We start from the raw sequence: 21,255 nt of genomic DNA, 5'->3' as shown, positions 1-21,255 counted from the left end.
AACAGGGTTGTGTAATGATGTTTAGCTGCTATTTGGTTCACAATCCTTGATATGTGTATTTAGCCGGTTTTATTTTAGGTGGTATAGTGAAAAATCATTCACTTAGGACTTTGCTTTATCGTTATGGATCTGATTTCAGTCGCTCTAGCCTCTTACATCAACACAGTGCAAAACACAGTTCATAAACAAATGAATGACATTTACGGTGTTGAAGCCAAAACCTTGGTGCTCGATTATGCGGGTATGCAGGTGCCGTTTACCTACCAATTGTGGAAAGTGCAGGATAAAAGCGTCTGTGCCACTTATGCCCAAAATGCCCTGCAGTATTCAAAATGCACCGTGGCGGCCAGTGACATGTTTCATCAAATTTGCCGAGAGCTAAAACAAAAAGACCAACCAAGCCAAGCGTGGCAATACACCAAATACAAAAATATGTACTGCAATGCTGCCTTGGCATACAAGCCGATGGTGGCGCAGATCAGCTTTGTAGAGCCTTCATCTGAACTAAGAAAAGCCGAGAAGGCTTGCAATGTGGCGATCCTTGAAGCGATGGGATCTGATGATGAAGCGCTGCAACAAGAGCAAAAGCGGTTGTGTAATAGGTATAGAAAGCTAGATAAAGCGATTAATTAAAGAAGAGATCATGGAGAGCAGCTAGGTCGAGTAAGTGGAGGGGCCTGCTTCTCCGAAGTATCAACTTAAAACAAATATTTACGCTAAACATCAAATGTTAGCTTATGAAAATTAATACCAGTCATAAAGAGATAAAAAAATGAAGAAAATAATGTTAACACCAATCATTGCTGCATTAGTACTTAGTGGTTGTATAGGGAATCCGAAAACAGCTTTTGTAGAGGCTTGCTCTGAAATAATGAAGGACCGGCTCAAATCACCATCCTCGTATCAAGTGCTAGATAGCAGTGACATTCTGTATGAACCATTTACACTAGAGTATTGGGAAAAAAATAACCCTATGGATAAGTACGCAGACCTAGATAAAGTAAAATTTTGGCAATCGATGAGAGATTTAGCGGAACAACAAGAAAAGAATGGGAACAACAAAGTAGCAAAAATCATCATAAAATATGAAGCTAAAAATGCATATGGAACTCCAATAGCAAGCGAAATGCTCTGTAAATATGAGACAAAAGGGCCTGAAGTACCCAGTGATGTTGATGATTTTAATTTATTCGAAGTTCATGTTAACGGGATGACTAAATCGGACTGGCTGATGTCACAAATAAAAAAAATTCGATAAAGACAAGCGGTGGGTGTCCAGTTTCTCGTTGTTAAACAAATCTGACGCGAATTAAACAGGTATTAAACAGGGTTTGGTCTCTAGCTTGTGAGGTGAAAGCACTTTTAAGTCCGCTTTACTTAAAATAACAAGCGTTCAATCAATAATTTCGATTTTTCATATGTACCTATGAAAAAGGTAGTGGAAAAATAGAGATCCGCCTCTAATTGTTTAGTTAGGGTATCTAATCATGGAATCTATATTACACGGCATATCTAATCATGAGCACTTGTACCATCAATCTTAATGTCTCAGACCTTGTTGCAATTATTTCTTTGCTGGTGGCTGCTTTATCTGCCATCTATGCCCGAAGGGCCACAATAGAGGCATCCAGAGCAAATGAAATTTCATTACTAACACATAGGGAGTCAATTTATGATGCTTTTTTAGACTTGAAAATGCATTTGCAGCATAAAGGTTACAAAGCAGAGCTTAGTGAGGTAACTAAATTTTATTGTTCATTAAAAAGTGTAAAGCGTTATTTCCCCGATGAGGAAAAGTTAAAAATACAAATTTCAGAGTATTATAACGCCTGTTTTAAAATTGCTCAGGTTTATGAAAAAGCTGGGGGGTTTAATTCTGATAGCCTAACAGAAATAGCCCCTTTTTTAGAAACTGAAAAAAAATTAGCCCCTGAGTTAGAATCTAGTCTTTTGAGCATTATTAATAAAGCAACAAGTAGGCATTAGAATGATATACATGTTTGTAAAGATATTTGAAGAAAAAGCTCACGCTGAAGCTTTTATAAGGGGTGATCTTTATATGCAGACCCTTCGAATGTTTAAGGAGCACACCGATAAGTCAGGGGAACTTCGTGGAGACCCTATGGAAGGCGTCGTTGCATGGTATCAGCCTGAGAGTGTTAAACTTGAGATAAATGGGCAAAAAATATCAAGTCACGAAATTTCAGCTCCGATAGGGATCCATTGCAGCACACTTCTTGAAAGCAACGCCTTTTGTTTATATTCTTTGAATAGCAGTGGGCATGAAACGATTTCTGCTCCAACTTTACCGGATTTTAAACGTGTTTTAGAAATTCATCAGAGTTGCTATGGGCTTGGTAGTTACTGCGTGGCTATTCTTAATGCAACGGAGTTCATCAACCGGTGTAAAAAAGCTCTCACAATCTTAGATAGCACTCCTAATCTATTAAAAACCAATACAAAACTGGGAAAGGTTCGTTACTTCAATGAGCTAGCGGAAAATGGTGAACTGCCTCCAGAAATGAATGGATTTCATAAGCGGAGTGTTTATGGAAACCAAAGAGAATATAGGATTCTAATTGGCCTGAATCGCGAGCCAGATGTCTATTCATTGAACGTGGGGGACCTTAGCGATATAACCTCAGAGATAATCACACCTGATGATTTTAATAGTAGATTAGAGATTAAGTTACCTGATGGAAGTATTGCATAAAACAATTATATTCATAGTCGCACTAAAACCCGCTAAACCCCACCCATAACCCCATGCCGCTAATCTAGCGGCATGAAAACAAAACACACTCATTACGGCCTAGCGGCCCTCAGCGCCACCTTACCCCACAATAGCAATATTACGGCGTTAGCGGCTGAGCTTAATCTTAACGCCTCAGATGGCTGGGTTCAGCTGTTGCCTGCTGGCCACTTTAGCGCCGTGGATGGTCGCCCCGTTGATGTGCCATCGAAGCAGTGGTTTATTGATGCTGACGTGACTCAGGCCATGCTCGCGGCCACGCCCCATCAGTTGGGTGATTTGGTGATTGACTACGAACACCAAACCCTTAATAGCCCAAAAAATGGCCAGCCCAATCCGGCTGCCGGTTACTTTAGCGTTAACGAAATTGACTGGCGTGAAGGCCAAGGCTTGTTTATTAAGCCGCGCTGGAGCGACAAGGCGCTGGCGTACCTGCACGCTAAAGAGTACCGCTATTTGTCGTGTGTGTTTGGTTACGACAAGGCCACCGGCCACCCCACATTTTTACACAGCGCCGCCCTGACTAATCGCCCAGCCCTTGATGGCATGACGCCATTGGCTGAGCTGGCGGCAACGCTGCTACCCCAATCTATCCCCCCGACAAAACAGGAGACTCCAGTAATGGAAGAATGGCTAAAACAAATGCTGGCTAAGTTAGGCGTTGAGGTGGCAGACGGTGCCACTATCAGCCCAGAGCAGCGCACCACGGCTTTAACCGCGCTGACAGCGTTAACCACTAAGGCCGCGCAAACCGAACAAGCGATTGCCGCACTTGCCGCTGAAACTGAAAAAAGCATCGGCAAAACGATGGCCGTTGACCTGACGCAATACGTGCCAAAAGCCGCGTATGACGCCACGGTGCAACAACTGGCGGCGCTGTCTGCACAAAGCCAAACCGACCAAGTGACCACGGCAGTGGATAAAGCGTTCGCGGCCAACAAGCTAACCGGCGCGCAAAAAGATTACTACCTGCAGCTAGGCCAGCAACACGGCATGGCGGTGCTAACGGCGCAGCTTGACTTGTTACAACCGATTGCGGCGCTGAGCGCGCAGCAAAGCCAAAGTTTGCCCCCTGCAGCGCCAACCGACACCGGCTTAGCCGCACTCACGGCAGAAGACAAAATAGCGGCTGATTTGCTTGGCATCAGCTATGAAGATTTCGCAACATCCAAAGGTGAAAAATAATGGCGATTGTTACCCCTGCTCAAATTGGGTCCTTGTTTACGGGCTTTAAATTTGACTTTAAAAATGGCCTAACGGGCGTTGAAACCCAATACACCAAGATTGCCTCGGTAATTAAATCTACTTCAAAAAGCAACACCTACGGCTGGTTAGGCAAGTTTCCGTCACTGCAAAAATGGGTGGGCGACCGTCAAATTAAGTCGATGCAGGCCCATGGCTATCAGATCGTCAATGAAGATTACGAGTCAACGGTAGGCGTGGACAAAAACGACATTGAAGATGACGAGCTAGGCATTTACTCGCCCTTGTTTCAAGAAATGGGCAATGCAGCGGCCATTCATCCCGACGAGTTAACCTTTGGCTTACTGGCGGCTGGCTTTACCACCTTGTGTTATGACGGCCAAAACTTCTTTGATACCGACCACCCCGTGGCCGAGAACGTCGATGGCACCGGCGCAGTCACCAGCGTGGCCAACATGATAGTGGATGCGGGTTATAGCGGTGAGCCTTGGTTTGTACTGGATACCTCACGCGCGATTAAGCCGCTGATTTATCAAGATCGCAAACAGCCGCAGCTGATTGCCATGACCAAAAACGATGACGAGTCGGTGTTTATGTCGCGTGAATTTCGCTACGGCGTGGATAAGCGCTGCGCGGTGGGCTTTGGTTTTTGGCAAATGGCCTTTGGCATGAAAAAGGCGCTGAACGCGGATTCACTGTGGGAAGCAATTTCGGCCATGCGCGCTATTCAAGGCGACGGCGGCAAAAAGCTGGGCATTAAACCGACCATTTTGGTGGTGCCGACGTCTCTTGAAAAAACCGCCACCCGTTTGCTTGAGCGTGAACTGGACGCCAATAGCTCCAACGAACTCAAAGGCCGCATTGAGCTGCTGGTAGCCGATTACCTGTAAACCCCATTTAAACGGGGTTTAGGCCCTGTTTAAACGCTGTTAAATACGTTTAAAACGGAGAACCCATGCAATGGATAAACCTGTACCAGAAAATCAGCCAACTATCCGCGTGTTTAATGCGGCGCATTCGGGCTATCGCCGCGCGAATCTTACCTTCCACAAAGGTGAAAATTTGCTACCAGTGGCGAGTGTGTCCGCAGCTCAGCTTAAGCAAATCCAAGCGGATAGCCGCCTTACGGTGGAAGCCCATGCTGCGCCAGATGTTGGTGCTGATCATTCGGGGGCCGTGGACGCGGATCCACTGGGTTTAGAGCGCGCTAAAGCGTTGGATTTAACCGGCTGCCCCGATGAACTAGCCGCCATTGTGGCGCTGATCGCAGTGGCCGATGCCGATGGCTCCTTAGTGCTAACCAGCTCAAATAAGCCCGATATTAAAGCCCTTGAAGCGCTTGGCCTAGAAGATTTAGACGGCGAACAAGTGCCGCTAAACATCAGCGGCGCGCAGCGTGATGCGGCGTGGGATTGGTATCAAGCAAACCAAGCTAACGCTGTGACAGTGGCGGAGTAACGGCCATGTATTGCACGCCAGCTGATTTAATCGACGCTTTTGGCACTGATGAAATGCGCATGCTGACCGATGAAACCGGCAGCGGTGAGATTGACCAAGCCAAGCTAGCGCGGGTGATTGCCGATGCTGGCGTGCGTATGAATATGTATTTAGCGCCTTGGTTGCCCTTTGCTGTGGTGCCCGAGGCGTTAAAGCCCCTGTGCGCCGACGTTAGCCGCTACTTGTTATTTGACGATGTGGTGCCGGAGCAGGTGAAAGTGCGTTACGAGCAAGCCATCAGTTATTTAAAAATGGTGGCCAAGGGCGATGTGCGTTTGGTGATCGATAACACCAACACCAGCAGCAACGACTTGGCGCACATTGAATCCGCCGGCACGCTATTAGGTCGCGACCAGGCGAAGGGCTTTATATGAACTATTTAGCCTTTGAGCCCTTGCTAATTGAACACCTTAAAGCCTTGCCGTTTAAGGCGGTGCTGAGCAGTGAACAGCTGTCGGTGCTGGAAGAAAAGTGCCAACCCACGCCCGCTGCCCATGTGATCTATTTGGGTGATCGGGTGGATGAAACCGCCCAAGCGGGCCTGTATAGCCGCGTTAAGCAGCATTGGATGGTAACCGTGACGGTGCGTTATGTCAGCACCAGTAATGCCCGCCAGCAAGCGGGCGAGCTAATGGGCGCAGTGTTGACCCATTTACAAGGCTGGAAGCCGCCAGCCGAACTTGGCTGCGTTAAGCGAGTAAACGCGAACACCATGCCCTTGTACAAAAACGGCTATGCCTATTTTCCGCTGGTGTTTGAAACCAGCTTAAAGATTGAAGGAACTTAAACAATGAACGGTATTTTATGTGCTGGCGATATGTATTTAGAGCGTATTGCTGACAATGGCGCGGGCCTTGGCCTGATTGGCCCGTTAAACACCACTAAGCTGGAAATTAAACCCACCAGTGAAAGTAAGTCGCGCAAGTCCACCAAACAATCCAGCTATGGCCAGTTGTTGGATGATGTGATTATTCCTGGTGCCACGGAAATCACTATTGCCATTGATGACCAACCCAGTGAAGTGGTGGAAATGGCACTGCAAGGTGAAGCAGAGCCCATTAATCAAGGTGCGGGTGATTTGACAGCTGTAGCAGTGACGCTGCTATCAGGGCGTTGGACTGAGTTGCCAAATAGTAACTTGGTTGCCGTCGCTGCGAGTGTGACCGACAGCAGTAATGCTGATGCCCCGTTAGACATTGGCGCAGACGTGGAAATTAATTGGGCTGATGGTTTGATCCGGCCCGTAGTCGGCGGCGCGATTGAAAACGGTGGCCCAGTAAAAGTGACCGCCAGCTTTAATGCATTAAAGGGGACGCGGGTGAAAGGTGGCTTGGCCTCAAGTAACCGTTATCGCTTAGTGCTTAAAGGTAAAAACCTCGCTAACCGCAAACCTATTCGCCTGAACGTGCCGCTGTGTACGCTATCACCCAGTAATGGCACCGACTTTATGGCGGCGGATTACGTCAGCACTGAGCTTACTGGCAAAGTGATTTTGGTGTCTGAAAACGGCGTGCCTTATAGCTACGAAGAGCATGAGGTGCTGGCGTAAATAAGCAGTTGAGTAGTAAAACGCGATGTTCCTTGTTCGGCGCGCCGTTAAATCGTCCTTGATGGCTTAGTTGCCGCGTCCCTGCGGCAAATAGCCGAATAAGAAACCTCGCTTATTTTTCTTGTGTGTTTGGTTTATTAATTTGCGAGATCTGCCGTGTCGAAACTGTCCCTTAGCTTAAACATTGATACTAAAACCACGGGCAGCGAGAGCCTGAAAAAGCTGTCGGCTTTGCTGGATGAGCTGGGCGCTGAGGCAGCGCAGGCGCATCCCGAAGCCAATATGCTGGGCCAGCGGATCAATGAGCTTGAGCGCCAGCAAGCGGCGGTGGAGCAGTTTCGCAAACTTAAAACCGAATTAAACACCACTTCAACTGAGCTTAAACAGGCCGAGCAGCGCACCCGGGCGTTGGCCAAAGAGATCAACCAAGCGGATAAGCCCACCAAGGCGCTAACGGCGTCATTTAACCGCGCTAAAGCCGAAAGCCGTGGCTTAAAAGCGGCGCAATCTGAGCAACAGCAAACCCTGCAGCAGCTGCGCAATCAGCTAAGTAATGCGGGTATTAACAGCAAAAACCTTAACACCGAGCAGCAAAAGCTGGCCACCTCAATGCGCGCTGCTGAGCAGTGGGCGCAATCACTGACCCAAGAGTTAGGCCAACAGCAAGTCAAGTTAAAACAAACCGCCAGTGCTACCGGCGCGCTTAATCAAAAAAGCCAACAAGCCAGCCAAGGCTTTCACCAAGCCAGCCAAGCTGGCACGGGCTTTAATGGCCGTTTAAACGCTATTACGACAAGCTTAATTGCCGCGGGTGCGGCTTATGTCGGCATTAATACCCTGACCAGTTCGGTGCTGGACTTGCTGAATACTGGCGGCAAGTTTGAAGCCTTAGATGCGCAAATGAAAGCGCTGATGGGCAGCATTGAAGCAGGCGAACAGGCCACGGAATGGGTTAAGCAGTTCGCCAAAAACACCCCGTTTCAATTAGATGGTGTGACGAAGGCATTTATTAAATTAAAAGCCTACGGTCTCGATCCAATGGACGGCACCATGCAAGCGTTGACCGATCAGGTTGCCCAAATGGGTGGCGATCAAGAAAAGCTTGAAGGCGTAGTGCTAGCCGTTGGCCAAGCCTGGTCGAAACAGAAACTACAAGCAGAAGAAGTTAACCAACTCGTCGAACGCGGCATTCCTGTCTGGCAGTTGCTTGAAAAAGTAACGGGTAAAACAACCCAAGAAATCCAGAAGATGAGCGAGCAAGGCAAGATTGGTCGCAAAGAAATAAAGCTGCTGGTCGATGAAATGGGCAAAGCCAGCGCAGGCAGCGCAGCGGCGATGATGAGCACATGGAACGGCATGGTTTCCAACCTGCAAGACAACCTGGACAAAGTAAAAAATACCATTGCCAATGCCGGTTTGCTCGACACATTTAAAGACGAATTAAACGCCATTAATACCGCCATTGATGAAATGGCCGCCGATGGCTCATTGCAGCAATACGCCAAAGAAATATCCGATGCCATCACCAGCACCTTATCGGCGTTAAAAACAGGCTTGGCGACAATATGGGAATGGCGCGAGGCCATTGGCAACCTAGCCCAGTTGGTGATTGGCTTAAAATTAGCGTCGATGTTTGCTGGCTTTCCAGCTGCTGCAGCCAGTGCCGCCACCGCGTTAATCGGTTTTAAAAATCAAATGCTGCTGACCCAAAGCGCAGCCAATGGCATGGCAGCAGCGGGCAGCGCAGGCATGAACACCCTTGCAGCTGGAGCTATGCGTTTTACTAGTTTGCTTGGCCCATTAGCGGCTGGCTCGATATTGGCCGCCCAGGGTATCGATTACATTACGCGAGCCGCCATTGGTTATGATGTGGCCATCGCGGCAGCGGCTGAATCGCAAAAGCGTATGAACGAAAGCCAAGGCCAGCTTGATCAGCAATTGACTGAGTTAAGCAGCAAACTGGGCATTCAAATTAAGAGCATGGAGCAGCTTGAGCGCTTAGTAGCCAGCGGCGCGGTGAAATGGAACGAACAAAGTCAAAGCTATTACAACGTGGCAAAAGCCATCGCCGAAAAGAATGCAGCAGCGGAATTAGCTTGGGCGCAAGACACTAAAAACCATACCTTGATGGATAAAATGGTGCTGTCGCAACAAGCGCTGACCGACACCATCAAAGGCTTAAACACCGCTGCGCTAGACAATACCTTGCCCAATTGGGTGACCACCACAGTGGCCGCGTTTGACCCCAGCAAAATAGAGCAAGTGGCCAACTTTGGCACCGTGCTGGAAAAAGCCACCGCGCACAGTGCCGCGCTGGCGCAAAGCCTAGAAACCGAGCTGGCCGCCAAACTGGCCAAGCTGTCGGGTGAAGACTTAGCCGCATTTAGCGCCAACCTGCAACAGCTATTTGATAACGGCATGATAGGCGCAGATGAGTTTGCCAACGGCATTGACGCCGCCCTAAATGCCAGTTTTACCAAGCTAGGCTTAGACATGGCCGAGGTGAACAACCAGATCACCGCCACCGGTAAAAGCGCCATTGATGCCTTTGCGTTGATCTCCAGCTCAGGAACGCAAAGCTTTGATGCGGTAAAAACCGCGTTTGATGCGTCTATTGGCCAAGCCAAAACCCAAACAGAGCTAGATGCTTTAAAAGCGATTTGGCTTAAATACGCCCAAGATAATAATTTAGCCACAGACCAAATAACCGCAGGCGTAAAACGCATTGAAGATGCGCAAAACAACTTGATCCGCAACACCTCAGAGGTGGAAAAAGCGTTTCAACAGTTGGGCATTCAATCGGCCAAAACACTGGCCGACATTGCGCAAAAAAACAAAGACGCCTATTTCATCATCAAAGAGTCGGGTGTGGCCAGCGCAACCGATGTGGCCAATGCCCTTAGTGTGTGGGTCGATTCTGCTATCAAAGCCACACAAGCCACTGGCGGGCAAATCGATCCCCTGATTGACGTGGAAAAAGCCGCCAATGGCTTAACTGACCAGTTTAAAAACCTGACTACAGCGCAAGACAATGCTGCCACTTCATCACGCAACCTAGCCAGTGACTTGGCCAGTACCGCAACCGCCGCGGCGGATGCCGCCACCCAAGTGGAAAACGCCACCCGCCGCATCATTGACGCCAATGCCCGCACACGTCAAAGCGAGATTGATAAAAACACCGCCAGTGCCGGCAGCACATTAGGCTCTGGCGTGGATACCAGCAACCTAGGCGGCAAGAGCGTGCGAGAGCTTGAAGCAATGATGGCAGAGCTTGCCCGCAACATGACTAAAACAGGGTTAAGTCGCGGTTTTAATAATGGCACAGCCATTGATGCACTAATTAAGCAAATGCAGGCGCAAATGGATGAGTTGCGTGAAGCGTTGAGAAAGCGCAAGGAAGAAGAAAAATCGAGTCGGGCTAACGCGAATAATCGTTCAACGGCATTTCAAAATAATAGCCAAAGCCCATCACGCCAAGCAGACAAGGTGATCCGCTTAGAGATAGGTCTGCCCAGTGGTAAAGCCCTGCAAGCTCAGACCAGTGACTTAAGTTTGCTGGCTGAGTTAGAGCGCTTAAAAGGAGTGTCATTTTGATTTCGTTTGCTGATTTTTCACTTGCTGAATTTGTGTGGCAAAACCGTTTTGAATGGGATGCCTGGGTGTCGCACAGCGAATATGCCATTGATGGCAGCTTGCTATTAGAGCAATCACAAAAGCAAGCAGGTCAACCCATTGTACTGGTGAGTGAGCAAGAAAGCTTTGCCACTTACATGGCTCTTAAGGCTCATGCCAGCAGCTCGCCAACGGGCTTTTCGTTAACCATTAACGATGAGGTGTTTAATGTGGTTTGGCTGCATCAACCTCAAGCGATAACCGCCACGCCAGCGATTGCCTATGCCGACTTGTCACCCAGCACCATGTTTGATGTGACTTTGAATTTCATCACTATTTAAAGAGTTACTATGAACCGCAGCGACTTAAAAATATTCAAACCCGAATCCCTTGGCCAAACCGATGACGCGGGCGGCTATCGCTCAAAAAATGAAGTAGTTAGCGGCAAACTATCGGATTTATTAACGCCGATTTCAGACATTGACCATGCTCAAAGCGCACTCGACATGGTTAAGTTTTACCCCACTGTGGATACGCCCGACGCCCAGCTATTGCAAGATGGCCATGTGTTTATCAGTCAGCCGTTAACCGATCCCAAAGTCACGGCTTTATTGATTGAGTCAGACGCATTGAACGATGCCAGCACCTTGGCTGACATGCGCGAAATTTTAGGCAGTGCGGTGACACCGGGCTTACGCCTGCGCACTGGCTTAAGTGGTTTAAGCAAAAACCAGAACGTGATCAGCGCGATTGATTTAGAAACAGGCGCGGCGCAGGGGGAGCCATCGCGAGTAAGTTTGTCTATCGGTCAGATTGTCGCTATCTGCGTTGAATATGATGGCGAAGAAGACGCAACGTGGCCACGGCGAAACCATTATGCGCAAATTACATCGTTTGATACTGCGCAGCGGTTATGGGTGTTTGAGCCTGCTATTGCTTGGCCAACGCCAGAGCGTGACACGCTGATCAACGGTCAGAGAAAATGCACCGTGCTGCGCCGTATTTCCACTGCGAATGAAACATTTAAAGCCCACGGTGTGAGTAAGTTAACCGCGCCAAGCAGCGGCCAAACCTTACAAGTTGCAGCCGCGCAGCAATCCTTGTTGCCCGTGATCAACACCGAGAAAAAACACCTTGGCCAAAGCCCTAACGGCGCACAAAGCGACATTGTGCGCACTGTGGCCCAGTTTAGCACCACCTCATCAAGCACTTATCGGGTGGTGGTTGATGCGCCCACCTTGGATTTATTAGAAAAATATCCTGCCACCGTGTCATACACCAAAGGCGGCGAGCTGAAAACCGAGCAAGATGCTCTTGTTCGCGCCGAATATGATGGTAACGAGCGTTATATTCAAGTGGTGTTGGCAGAGCTGGCCGACGCAGGCAGCTTTGTTAGCGTGTCGTATATTAGTGCAGATAACTACGAATACCGCGAAATACTCACCACGGCCAATGCGAACCCGCTAGCGATTGCCAAGGGCAGCTTGCAAGGCACATTTGATGCTTTTGCGGGCGGAACGACTCAATATGTTGGCCAAATCACCGAGCGTGACGATGGCGTGTATGGCAGCGATGGTAATGGTACAACGCGCATTGCCATTGTTGATTATGCGGCTGGAACCTATGCTGATATTAACAATCGTATTCGCTCCTTGTTTGGCCTTGCCGTGAAATCAATGCCAACCGCCACCGAAGCGCGCTTTGTGTTGCCCTTTAACAACGTATTGCTTGAGTCGCTTTATATTAGCGTGACCACGGCCACCAATACCCAACTTAGCGCCAGTGGTGACAATGCCGGTGTTATTAGCGGCAGTGGCATCACTGGCAGTGTATCAGGCAACGTGGTTGAACTGACGTTTAGCAGCCCCGTTAAATTATCCACCTTGACCTATGACGTAACCGAGTTGGTGAGCTTGTTACCGCCCCCTGATCGCTATGGCATCAACCCGCTGCGCGTGCCCAAAGGGGGTTTAGTGGACATTTACCGTCCTTGGGGCGTGGTGTGTTTATCCGATTTAAAAAGCCAATTAATCAGCCCAGTGAATGGCGCAACCCATACCGTGCGCGCCAATAGCCGCATTGATATTTTAGACGCGAATCAACAAAGCTTATGGACAGCAGCGAACACCCATTTTAGTTATGCGGGCACCACTGTGACCATTCACAGCGACTTTGCTGGGTTTACGGGGCCATTTGTGCTTACAGATAACGTCAGCGAGTTGGCGTTAGTCACCCAAGTGGTGGGTAATGAAGTGAGCTTATCCGAGCCGCTAGCCAACAGTTACCCCGCAGGTGCCACCGTGGCCAGTGTGCAAGTGCTGGGCGATTTACAAGCGCGCATTGTTAACCCAAGAGTATTAAGCAGTTTTAACAATAACTGGGACAATGACAGCGCGTTAGCCATTGCCAAGCTTAATCCTGATTTTCCGATTGAAACCAGTAATGACAGTGCGATAAACGAAGATTGGGCGCTAGTGTTTACCAGCCCAACCGCGTTTCGCTGCATTGGCCGCCGCTTTGGCCAAATTCAAACGGGGGATACCTTAAACCCTTTTAGCGCACTGAATGTAAAAACAGGCGATGTGATGTTTACCATCCCCGTTGAAGCGTTCGGTGCAGGTTATAACGCGGGGGAAGTCATCCGCTTTCAACAAGTGGCCGCCAGTCGCCCAGCCATGTTGGTGCGGGCAACGAATCCCGGTCATAGCAATATCACCCAAGACTCACTCACGATTGCTTTTAGAGGAAACGCATAATGTCTTTACCCGTTACCGTATATCGCTGGGATGATGCTGGCGCGCCCGGCATTCCCAATGGCACCCCCTCAGAAATCATCAATGTGCTGAAAAAATGCCTAGTGGAAGGTTATGGCGCTAAGCAGCCATTGGGCTGGTCGGTGGCGTTTGAAGATGCGCCGACTAATCAGATTATTTTTAAAAACGATATCAGCCAAGGTGGCAGCGGTGGTGTGGTGAAGTTTTTTGATGCAACGGGTAATGACCCAGTTAGCGGTTTAGTTAGCTACCAGAGCGCACAAGCCTGCTCTGGCATTAACGATTTATTTAATGTCGGTGCTCAACGTGTGACTCGAGCCGTCAAAAATAACCATGATGCGTGGGTGTTAATCGGCACTGCTAGAGGGTTTTATTTCACCATTTGTAAATCGGCATCGAAGATGGACGCAGGCACGGAAATCAATCCGACTCTGTTTGCTGGTGACATTGATAGCATTATTGACTCGGACGCGGCTGTCTTTGTCGCAGGAGATGAAAAACCCGATGACGCAACATCGGTGAATTATTCGCGAACAGGGTTTGAGGCTGCGGGCTACAGCTTAAATACTAGTGGCTTTGTTATGTATGACTGTGATGGCCATATAACGAATACGCAATATTATTTTAACTCAGCATTTTTAAATGGTTATTCTGCCATAAATGCACCTGCGGGTGATGTCGTTCCTTCAATGCTATCGAAAGTGATCTTGTCTACGTCAAGTAGTGGCCCCGGGGCTGATTTAGGAGTGGATCGATTCGGTGTGTCCCGAGTTGAAAGCCAAGTTCAACCATCGTTGAGGGGATTTATTCCCGGACTTTTCACCTCATCCAATCGCGCTTTTTTGGATGAAGCATGGCCTGTTATCCGTGAGTATGATGGTAAAAACTACTGGTTAATTCGTGGTACACGCCGCACAGGCTGTTGGATATGGATAAATGTGGATCAATGGTATGCGTGAATTTGATTATATAGTTATCAAGAAGCCCCGAGAGATAGCTACCGTTAATCTTGATCTAAGTGACAATGCAAGCCGAATTTGCATCATGGATAGGCGTGAATTGTTGCTATTGTTTGCATCTAGCGCTCAGGCAAACATATTGCGGCAGGTTCCTTTAGAATACTCCCGCGCACCTAATTTAATAATCTTCATGTTAGATGATACAGGTAATTATAACGCTGTAGTGGCTGACGCTGTGCAAGCGGAATTTGTCAGTGCTGGGGCTGAGGTGTAAATGATTATCTTGCGTTTTAGTCAGCCATTAACGACATATAAATGGCCACTTAAACTGCGCTTTGGCAATGTTGAGCCGCAGCCGCAATTGCCCATTATGCAGCCGAATATGGGCATAGATTGCCACTTAGCTATCGCTAATACCTTGCTAAATAGCCAACAAATCACGCTGAGCCAGCAAAGCCGCACTATTCGCAATGCAATCAAATTATCTCAATCCCGTTTGGCATTACAGCGTCAAGCAATACAGGTCAACATGAAGCGTTACCCGATGCAGTGCCAAAGCCATGTCATTAGCACCAAGCGCTTGGGTAAGCAAAGCCAACGTTATGCCATTGACTGGCAAAACGCGCCATTACAAAGCGCCAGCCTTAACATTCATTGGCAATCAGGTGACTTACAGCAATCAGCTTGGCGAGTTCGCTATAACAAAGGGCCGTTACAAACCGCTGATATTCATCTGGCTTGGCGCGGTGCGATCCCCTTGAGCGAGTCATTTAAGCTGAGTTACGCACTAGATGAAGCGATGCAAGCCGAAAACCATTGGCGCTATGGCCCAAAACCCGCGGTAGTAATTTGCACCTCGGATTACCAGCCCCAAAAAGGCAAAGTGACACTGCGCTTTAGTGGCGTTCGCCAGCCTCAAGCTAATCCGTTGGTCATGCGCTTTATTGCTGAGCCTGAATATTGCTATTGGGATGAAGGCGGCGGCTTAATTGATGCCCATCCTACCTTGCCCGACATTGATTTTAACTTGCCGATTGGCCCACAAATCAGAAGGTCTTATATTATGAAACCAACCGTTAGTTGCCAGCGCTTATCTGATGGCCAAGCCATTGCATTAAAGTCTGCGTCTTATCAGCATGGACGAGAACAATTTGCAGGCACTTGGTCGGTGGCTTTTGGCTCCCGCATTGATATGGAGCGCGCAATGAATCAATTACTGGAATTGAACGTGAATGGTTATTTGTTTCTGATCTTGATTGAGCAAAGCAGCACCTCGCACGCGTTTGGCTCTCAGTCATGGCTTGGCACCGGTCGAAGTCGTTTAGCCGAGTTATCCGCGCCATACCTTGAAAAGTCGTCGATGAGTAATCAAACTCAGCGCAGCTTACTGGGTATTATGAGCGATATTTTAGTGAACACCGGCTGGGTCGTCACGGCTGATATTGTCGATCACATCATTCCCGCTCATTGTTTTAGCTATCGAGACAAAACACCTGCAGAAGCCATTGCCGCGATGGCGAAATCATGTGGCGCCATGCTGTTGGTTGATGACGCTGCACGTAGCATTCACTTGGTGCCAAAATGGCCGGTCACGCCTTGGAATACACAAACAGCAGTCGCTGATGCGGTACTCATACCGAATGTAATTACGGCATTCAGTGAGCGTAAAGAAATTCGACCGATGGCCAATAAGGTGTTGGTACGAGGGGAGCAGCAAGGCGTGGCTTGTGGTGTACGCAGACAAGGCACACCAGGGGATAAGTTTGCTGATGATGTGGTGGACAACCTGATCACCGATGTTCAGGCAGCGCGCCAACGCGGCACTGCTGTGTTGGCAGATGCTGGTGACAAGATAATTAACACCATCAAAACCAAGCTAATGCCTGATTTACCGCCCATTACACCCGGCATGCTAGTTGGTGTGTCATATGACGCAGAGGTATTTAAAGCAACCTGCGATAGCTTAGCCATTGATATTAGTATCGACAATGAGGGCAAACTGAGTGTTAACCAAACCATTACCTTGATGAGAAACGCCGCATGAGCAATGCCTATCAACGTTTATCAGGGCTACTCAAGCCCCCAGCGCGCACTATCGCGACGGTAGTGAACGTGCACAATAATGGCACAACTACCGTAAGACATAGCAACGGCTCATTTGAGTTAGTATTAGGCGATAGCATCGCCTCAGGAAAGGTTTACATTAAAGACGGTGAACTAGTGGCCCAAGCAGCAGACTTACCTTATAGTGAAGTGGAAATTTGATTTAAACCGCGTTTAAACGGATGTTAAAGAAATTTAAGTTTAAACGACTAAAGTTAGTAAAATAGGGCTTTGGCGATGATTTTTCATTCTAACCGGATTTTGTTTCCAAAATTGCCGACGCGCTACATCAAAATAAAGTGAAAATTGAATGTTGGTTCACATTTTTTTTCGATGTTTTTTTTGTCATGAGTAAATAAGAGTTATACACATCAAGCTGGCAACCTTGCTGTGTAAGGCTTGTGTAGACTTATCCACTATTTTTGTGGATAAGTGTGTGGGTTAAGGTCTGTTAAGTGCTCCTGAGCCTTGTGCCATCAGGGTTCGAGCGTATTACTATATTTTATATTGCTCACCATCTTTTTCTTTAATAACAATAACTTAATTATGTCAATAGTGTCATGTTTAAGGTGGCGATGAAAAATTTAATTTCTTGGTTGTACAATTCTTCATCTGTGGGTTATTTCTTTTTTCGTTAAGAAAAATTAGCGATAGTCAACCTTAAAATTAATTTTTTTATCGGTGTTTTTATTGCTAATTCGCCATTTTTCGGTTTTTAAAAATAGCCTTATGGAGCAGGTTAGTGGCTCATTACTAATGACGTTAGATTTCGCGGTGAGTTTGACGAGATTTAAGGTTTAAGGGGCTGCTAAAGCTAAATATTGCTATTCAGGCTCGCTCTTATCGTAATTTTACTGCGCCTAGGCAGAGCAAAGCCTGATAACGCTAGTTTTATCAGTTAAAATAGCGCGATTTTTCGGTTGGTAAAATATAGTCAGTTGAGCTACGGTGCATACTTATCCAAAGGAGCCTATCAGTGAAAAAATCATTTCAACTCGAATCTGCATTTAAACCCAGTGGTGATCAACCAGAGGCCATCAGCACTTTAGTTGAAGGTTTTAATGACGGTTTAGCGCATCAAGTGCTACTTGGGGTCACGGGCTCGGGTAAAACGTTCACGGTGGCGAATTTGATCAAAACGTTAGACCGGCCAACTATAGTTATGGCGCCAAACAAGACCTTGGCAGCGCAGCTTTATGGTGAAATGAAAGAATTTTTTCCGAACAATGCTGTCGAGTATTTTGTTTCTTATTACGATTATTACCAACCTGAAGCGTATGTCCCCAGCACTGATACTTTTATTGATAAAGATGCATCAGTCAATGATCACATTGAACAGATGCGGCTCTCGGCGACTAAGGCGCTAATGGAGCGCCGTGATGTCATCATCGTGGCGTCTGTCTCCGCCATCTATGGCCTTGGTGATCCGCAATCCTACTTGTCGATGATGTTGCACTTAACCACGGGTGATATAATTGATCAGCGTGATATTTTACGTCGCTTGGCGGAAATTCAATATACCCGCAATGATATGGCGTTTAGTCGTGGTACCTTTCGCGTGCGTGGCGAAGTGATAGATGTTTTTCCGGCTGAATCGGATAAACATGCGGTGCGTATTGAGTTGTTTGATGGCGAGGTTGAGCGCCTAAGCTTGTTCGATCCGCTAACGGGCCAGAGTTTAACAGATGTACCTCGGATCACGGTTTATCCTAAAACTCACTATGTGACGCCACGGCAAACTATATTAGATGCGATTGAGAATATTAAAGTTGAGCTGGGTGAGCGTAAAAAACAGTTACTCGACAATAACAAGTTAATTGAAGAGCAGCGTATTACCCAGCGGGTGCAATACGATATTGAGATGATGCAAGAGTTGGGTTACTGCTCTGGCATAGAAAACTACTCCCGTTATCTATCTGGCCGCTCGCCAGGTGATGCGCCGCCGACATTGATTGATTATTTACCTGCCGATGGCTTGATGATCATTGATGAAAGTCATGTCACGGTGCCGCAAATTGGTGCGATGTATAAAGGTGACCGATCTCGCAAAGAAACCCTTGTTGAATATGGCTTTCGTTTACCCTCTGCGCTGGATAACCGACCATTAAAGTTTGATGAGTTTGAACGCATCGCGCCGCAAACCTTATATGTGTCAGCGACTCCGGGCAATTATGAGTTAGCGCAAACCAATGGCGAGTTTGCCGAGCAGATAATTCGCCCAACCGGTTTACTTGATCCTGAAATTGAAGTCCGGCCAGTGGCGACTCAAGTGGATGATTTATTATCGGAAATTCGTGTACGGGTAGCACAAAAAGAGCGCGTGCTCGCCACCACTTTGACTAAAAAGATGGCGGAAGATTTATCCGAATACTTAGCCGACCATGGCGTAAAAGTGCGTTATTTACACTCTGATATCGACACCGTTGAGCGGGTGGAGATTATTCGTGATTTACGTTTGGGGGTGTTTGATGTGATTGTCGGCATTAACTTACTGCGTGAAGGTTTAGATATGCCTGAGGTATCGTTAGTGGCGATCCTAGATGCCGATAAAGAGGGTTTTTTACGCTCGGAGCGTTCGTTAATCCAAACCATTGGTCGCGCGGCTCGAAACGTTAAAGGTAAAGCCATTTTATACGCAGACAGTATGACTAAATCAATGCGTAAGGCCATTGATGAAACTGAGCGTCGCCGCAAAGTTCAGCATCAATTCAACCTTGATAATGGCATTACACCAAAAGGGGTGAATAAAGCCATTTTGGATATTATGGCGATGGGCACAGGGAATAGTAAACTCAATAAAGTCGCAGAGAAGAAGGGTGAGTATAAGATAGTTGACCCGCAAACCTTGCTAAAACAAATCGCTGAATGTGAAAGCAAGATGTTTGAACATGCCAAAAACTTGGAATTTGAACAAGCAGCGGCAATGCGCGACGAAGTAGCAAGTTTGCAGCAGCAGTTGCTAGCCCTGGGCTAAGCTACAGCTAAGCAGTATGGCGATTGCAAGGTTATTCTAGCGTGGCGATCCTGTACTGATAATTAACAGCTTCCTACGGCCTGTTGATCTTTGTTGGTCATTTCTAGTGCGTTAGCGCCTTTTCGCGTCGTTCACTATGCCACTAAGTACAGTGGCTAGACAGAGTTGCACCACCAGTAGTTTGTGGTGCAACAGCCTAAGGTTGGATGGCGGCCCTTAGTTCAAAAAATATTTAGGCCAAATACCGCTTTAACATCAAGCAGTGTTTGCTCGGTCTGCTCTTTTGAGGTTTGACTGCCACGTTTTAAAATGGCCAATAATTGCGCCTTATCGTTTAAATATTCTGCCCGCTTATGGCGTATTGGACGAAGCAGCTCTTGTAGGCATTCTTCTAATATCTTTTTTGTTGTGCCATCACCCAATCCACCATGGCGATATTGGCTTTTAAGCTGTTCAACAGTGTTTTTATCCTGATGGAAAGCATCCAAGTAAGTAAACACGACATTGCCTTCGACTTGACCAGGGTCTTGTACCCTTAGGTGATTTGGATCTGTATACATGGCTTTTACCGCGGCACTGATTTCTTGTTCAGACGCGCCAAGGTTAATAGTATTGCCCATGGTTTTAGACATTTTATTTTTACCATCTGTGCTGGGTAATCTCGGCGCGTTACTGAGCAGTGGTCGACATTCTGTCAGGACCTTTTTGTTTGCTAGGTGATTAATTTTTCTTACTATTTCGTTAGTTTGTTCGATCATCGGAAGTTGATCGTCGCCGACTGGTATCAGAGTTGCGTTAAATGCAGTGATATCAGCCGCTTGAGAAATTGGGTAAGTTAAAAAACCGGCGGGGATTGAACGGTCAAAGCCTTTACTTTGAATTTCTGTTTTGACAGTGGGGTTTCTCTCTAGGCGAGCAATAGACACCAAATTACTGTAGTACATGGTTAGCTCGGCAAGGGCAGGTAATTGGGATTGTAGACAAATGGTGGTTTGGTCTGGGTCGATGCCAACCGCTAAGTAGTCAGCAACCACATTAAGGATATTGGATGATACCTTCGCGGGATTATGCGCGTTATCAGTTAGGCCTTGCATGTCGGCCACCAGTATTGTTTGTTGGTGTTGCGACTGCAATAATACTCTCTGTTGAAGAGAGCCAACATAATGGCCTAAATGCAGCGGCCCAGTTGCTCTATCGCCGGTTAAAATAATCTCTGGTTTAGTTGCTATGTTCATGAATATCTCCAAGTGAAAAAATGCTACTGGAGATAAAAAAGATCTGACATTCTTAGCTACCTACCAGCAGCTTAAGAATGTGAAAATTCCGCGCCGCTCTAAAAAGAGCGCCACCAGAAAAAGGAAATGGTAGGTGAATTAAATGTTTTCATTCCTTGAACTTATCAAGGAATTTTTGAAACCTCAAGGGTTAAATAATTTAAGGCTGAAGTTTAAGTTAACCGTAGCAGTTATTTGACGATGACATCTGCTTGAGCGCCACGCTGACATTGTCTACAATAACGCACTTTATATTTTTAGGTCATGAACATGAACGACACGCTATCGAAACCAGATTTACCTGATCGCCTATCTTGTAACCCACGTAGTCCAAATTATGTAGAAGAGATTTTTGAGCACGATATTGGCATTCGACTTAACGGCAAAGAGCGTTTTGATGTTGAAGAATATTGCATCAGTGAAGGTTGGGTTAAAATTCCTTCGCCGAAGGCGCTAGATCGCCGTGGTCAACCGCTTTTGATCACCCTAAAAGGCACTGTTGAAGCTTATTATTCTTAAGTTTTTCAATAAAATCGCGTCTTACTTAGGCGCGGTTGA

At 47.2% G+C, this 21,255-nt stretch carries 20 protein-coding genes; 19 read left to right on the top strand and 1 reads right to left on the bottom strand.

Translation table 11 applies throughout. The annotated features are described in order from the left end of the window. The first annotated feature begins 123 nt into the window (after nucleotides 1-123). The 18 genes from Q4519_RS14795 to uvrB all read left to right on the top strand — a co-directional run bounded on the left by Q4519_RS14795 (nucleotide 124) and on the right by uvrB (nucleotide 19,423). The gene (locus Q4519_RS14795; protein ID WP_303513521.1) at nucleotides 124-633 is read left to right on the top strand and encodes a hypothetical protein; all 510 of its coding nucleotides are present in this window, start codon (nucleotides 124-126) and stop codon (nucleotides 631-633) included. 139 nt (nucleotides 634-772) lie between these two features. Then, a complete protein-coding gene (locus Q4519_RS14790; RefSeq protein ID WP_303513519.1) occupies nucleotides 773-1,258 on the top strand; it encodes a hypothetical protein in 486 nt (161 codons plus the stop codon). Nucleotides 1,259-1,518: 260 nt separating this feature from the next. Continuing rightward, the gene (locus tag Q4519_RS14785; RefSeq protein ID WP_303513517.1) at nucleotides 1,519-1,986 is read left to right on the top strand and encodes a hypothetical protein; all 468 of its coding nucleotides are present in this window, start codon (nucleotides 1,519-1,521) and stop codon (nucleotides 1,984-1,986) included. Between the two features lie 10 nt (nucleotides 1,987-1,996). Next, a complete protein-coding gene (locus Q4519_RS14780; protein ID WP_303513514.1) occupies nucleotides 1,997-2,713 on the top strand; it encodes a hypothetical protein in 717 nt (238 codons plus the stop codon). 72 nt (nucleotides 2,714-2,785) lie between these two features. Continuing rightward, nucleotides 2,786-3,937: a phage protease gene (locus tag Q4519_RS14775; RefSeq protein WP_303513512.1), complete on the top strand. Its 1,152-nt coding sequence runs from the start codon at nucleotides 2,786-2,788 to the stop codon at nucleotides 3,935-3,937. Further along, nucleotides 3,937-4,845 (top strand): Mu-like prophage major head subunit gpT family protein, encoded by a 909-nt coding sequence (locus Q4519_RS14770; protein WP_303513509.1) that lies wholly within the window; start codon nucleotides 3,937-3,939, stop codon nucleotides 4,843-4,845. Before Q4519_RS14775 ends, Q4519_RS14770 begins: the two co-directional genes overlap by 1 nt. A 70-nt stretch (nucleotides 4,846-4,915) precedes the next feature. Further along, the gene (locus Q4519_RS14765) at nucleotides 4,916-5,413 is read left to right on the top strand and encodes an HI1506-related protein (RefSeq protein WP_303513507.1); all 498 of its coding nucleotides are present in this window, start codon (nucleotides 4,916-4,918) and stop codon (nucleotides 5,411-5,413) included. 5 nt (nucleotides 5,414-5,418) lie between these two features. Next, nucleotides 5,419-5,826: a gp436 family protein gene (locus tag Q4519_RS14760; protein ID WP_303513505.1), complete on the top strand. Its 408-nt coding sequence runs from the start codon at nucleotides 5,419-5,421 to the stop codon at nucleotides 5,824-5,826. After that, the gene (locus Q4519_RS14755) at nucleotides 5,823-6,239 is read left to right on the top strand and encodes a hypothetical protein (protein ID WP_303513504.1); all 417 of its coding nucleotides are present in this window, start codon (nucleotides 5,823-5,825) and stop codon (nucleotides 6,237-6,239) included. The genes Q4519_RS14760 and Q4519_RS14755 overlap by 4 nt, the downstream gene beginning before the upstream one ends. Nucleotides 6,240-6,242: 3 nt before the next feature. Further along, the gene (locus tag Q4519_RS14750; RefSeq protein ID WP_303513502.1) at nucleotides 6,243-7,001 is read left to right on the top strand and encodes a hypothetical protein; all 759 of its coding nucleotides are present in this window, start codon (nucleotides 6,243-6,245) and stop codon (nucleotides 6,999-7,001) included. A gap of 156 nt (nucleotides 7,002-7,157) precedes the next feature. After that, nucleotides 7,158-10,595, top strand: coding sequence for a tape measure protein (locus Q4519_RS14745; RefSeq protein ID WP_303513500.1), 3,438 nt, complete (start codon nucleotides 7,158-7,160; stop codon nucleotides 10,593-10,595). Next, nucleotides 10,592-10,954 (top strand): hypothetical protein, encoded by a 363-nt coding sequence (locus Q4519_RS14740; protein WP_303513498.1) that lies wholly within the window; start codon nucleotides 10,592-10,594, stop codon nucleotides 10,952-10,954. Before Q4519_RS14745 ends, Q4519_RS14740 begins: the two co-directional genes overlap by 4 nt. Before the next feature lie 9 nt (nucleotides 10,955-10,963). Then, entirely contained in the window at nucleotides 10,964-13,369 is a 2,406-nt protein-coding gene (locus Q4519_RS14735) for a hypothetical protein (protein ID WP_303513496.1), read from the top strand. After that, complete coding sequence (locus Q4519_RS14730) at nucleotides 13,369-14,346, top strand: hypothetical protein (protein ID WP_303513494.1); 978 nt, start codon at nucleotides 13,369-13,371, stop codon at nucleotides 14,344-14,346. The genes Q4519_RS14735 and Q4519_RS14730 overlap by 1 nt, the downstream gene beginning before the upstream one ends. Beyond that, nucleotides 14,339-14,620 carry a hypothetical protein gene (locus tag Q4519_RS14725; RefSeq protein ID WP_303513491.1) on the top strand — a complete coding sequence of 94 codons (282 nt, stop codon included), beginning with the start codon at nucleotides 14,339-14,341 and terminating at the stop codon, nucleotides 14,618-14,620. The genes Q4519_RS14730 and Q4519_RS14725 overlap by 8 nt, the downstream gene beginning before the upstream one ends. After that, the gene (locus Q4519_RS14720; RefSeq protein ID WP_303513488.1) at nucleotides 14,621-16,390 is read left to right on the top strand and encodes a hypothetical protein; all 1,770 of its coding nucleotides are present in this window, start codon (nucleotides 14,621-14,623) and stop codon (nucleotides 16,388-16,390) included. It begins immediately after the preceding gene. Further along, a complete protein-coding gene (locus Q4519_RS14715; RefSeq protein WP_303513486.1) occupies nucleotides 16,387-16,611 on the top strand; it encodes a hypothetical protein in 225 nt (74 codons plus the stop codon). The genes Q4519_RS14720 and Q4519_RS14715 overlap by 4 nt, the downstream gene beginning before the upstream one ends. Nucleotides 16,612-17,425: 814 nt before the next feature. Further along, nucleotides 17,426-19,423 (top strand): excinuclease ABC subunit UvrB, encoded by a 1,998-nt coding sequence (gene uvrB, locus Q4519_RS14710; RefSeq protein ID WP_232799709.1) that lies wholly within the window; start codon nucleotides 17,426-17,428, stop codon nucleotides 19,421-19,423. Nucleotides 19,424-19,644: 221 nt separating this feature from the next. Here uvrB and trpS read toward each other — a convergent pair whose 3' ends face one another. Then, nucleotides 19,645-20,658 (bottom strand): tryptophan--tRNA ligase, encoded by a 1,014-nt coding sequence (gene trpS / locus Q4519_RS14705; protein ID WP_232799708.1) that lies wholly within the window; start codon nucleotides 20,656-20,658, stop codon nucleotides 19,645-19,647. 309 nt (nucleotides 20,659-20,967) lie between these two features. Here trpS and Q4519_RS14700 point away from each other — a divergent pair, with 309 nt between their 5' ends. After that, nucleotides 20,968-21,216, top strand: coding sequence for a DUF3297 family protein (locus Q4519_RS14700; RefSeq protein ID WP_232799707.1), 249 nt, complete (start codon nucleotides 20,968-20,970; stop codon nucleotides 21,214-21,216). The last annotated feature ends 39 nt before the right edge of the window (nucleotides 21,217-21,255 follow it).

The organism is Motilimonas sp. 1_MG-2023, assembly GCF_030547455.1.
Lineage (GTDB): Bacteria > Pseudomonadota > Gammaproteobacteria > Enterobacterales > CBDFNC01 > Motilimonas.
The sequence above is the reverse complement of the archived record's forward strand: the minus strand, read 5'-3'. Positions and strand labels throughout refer to the sequence as shown.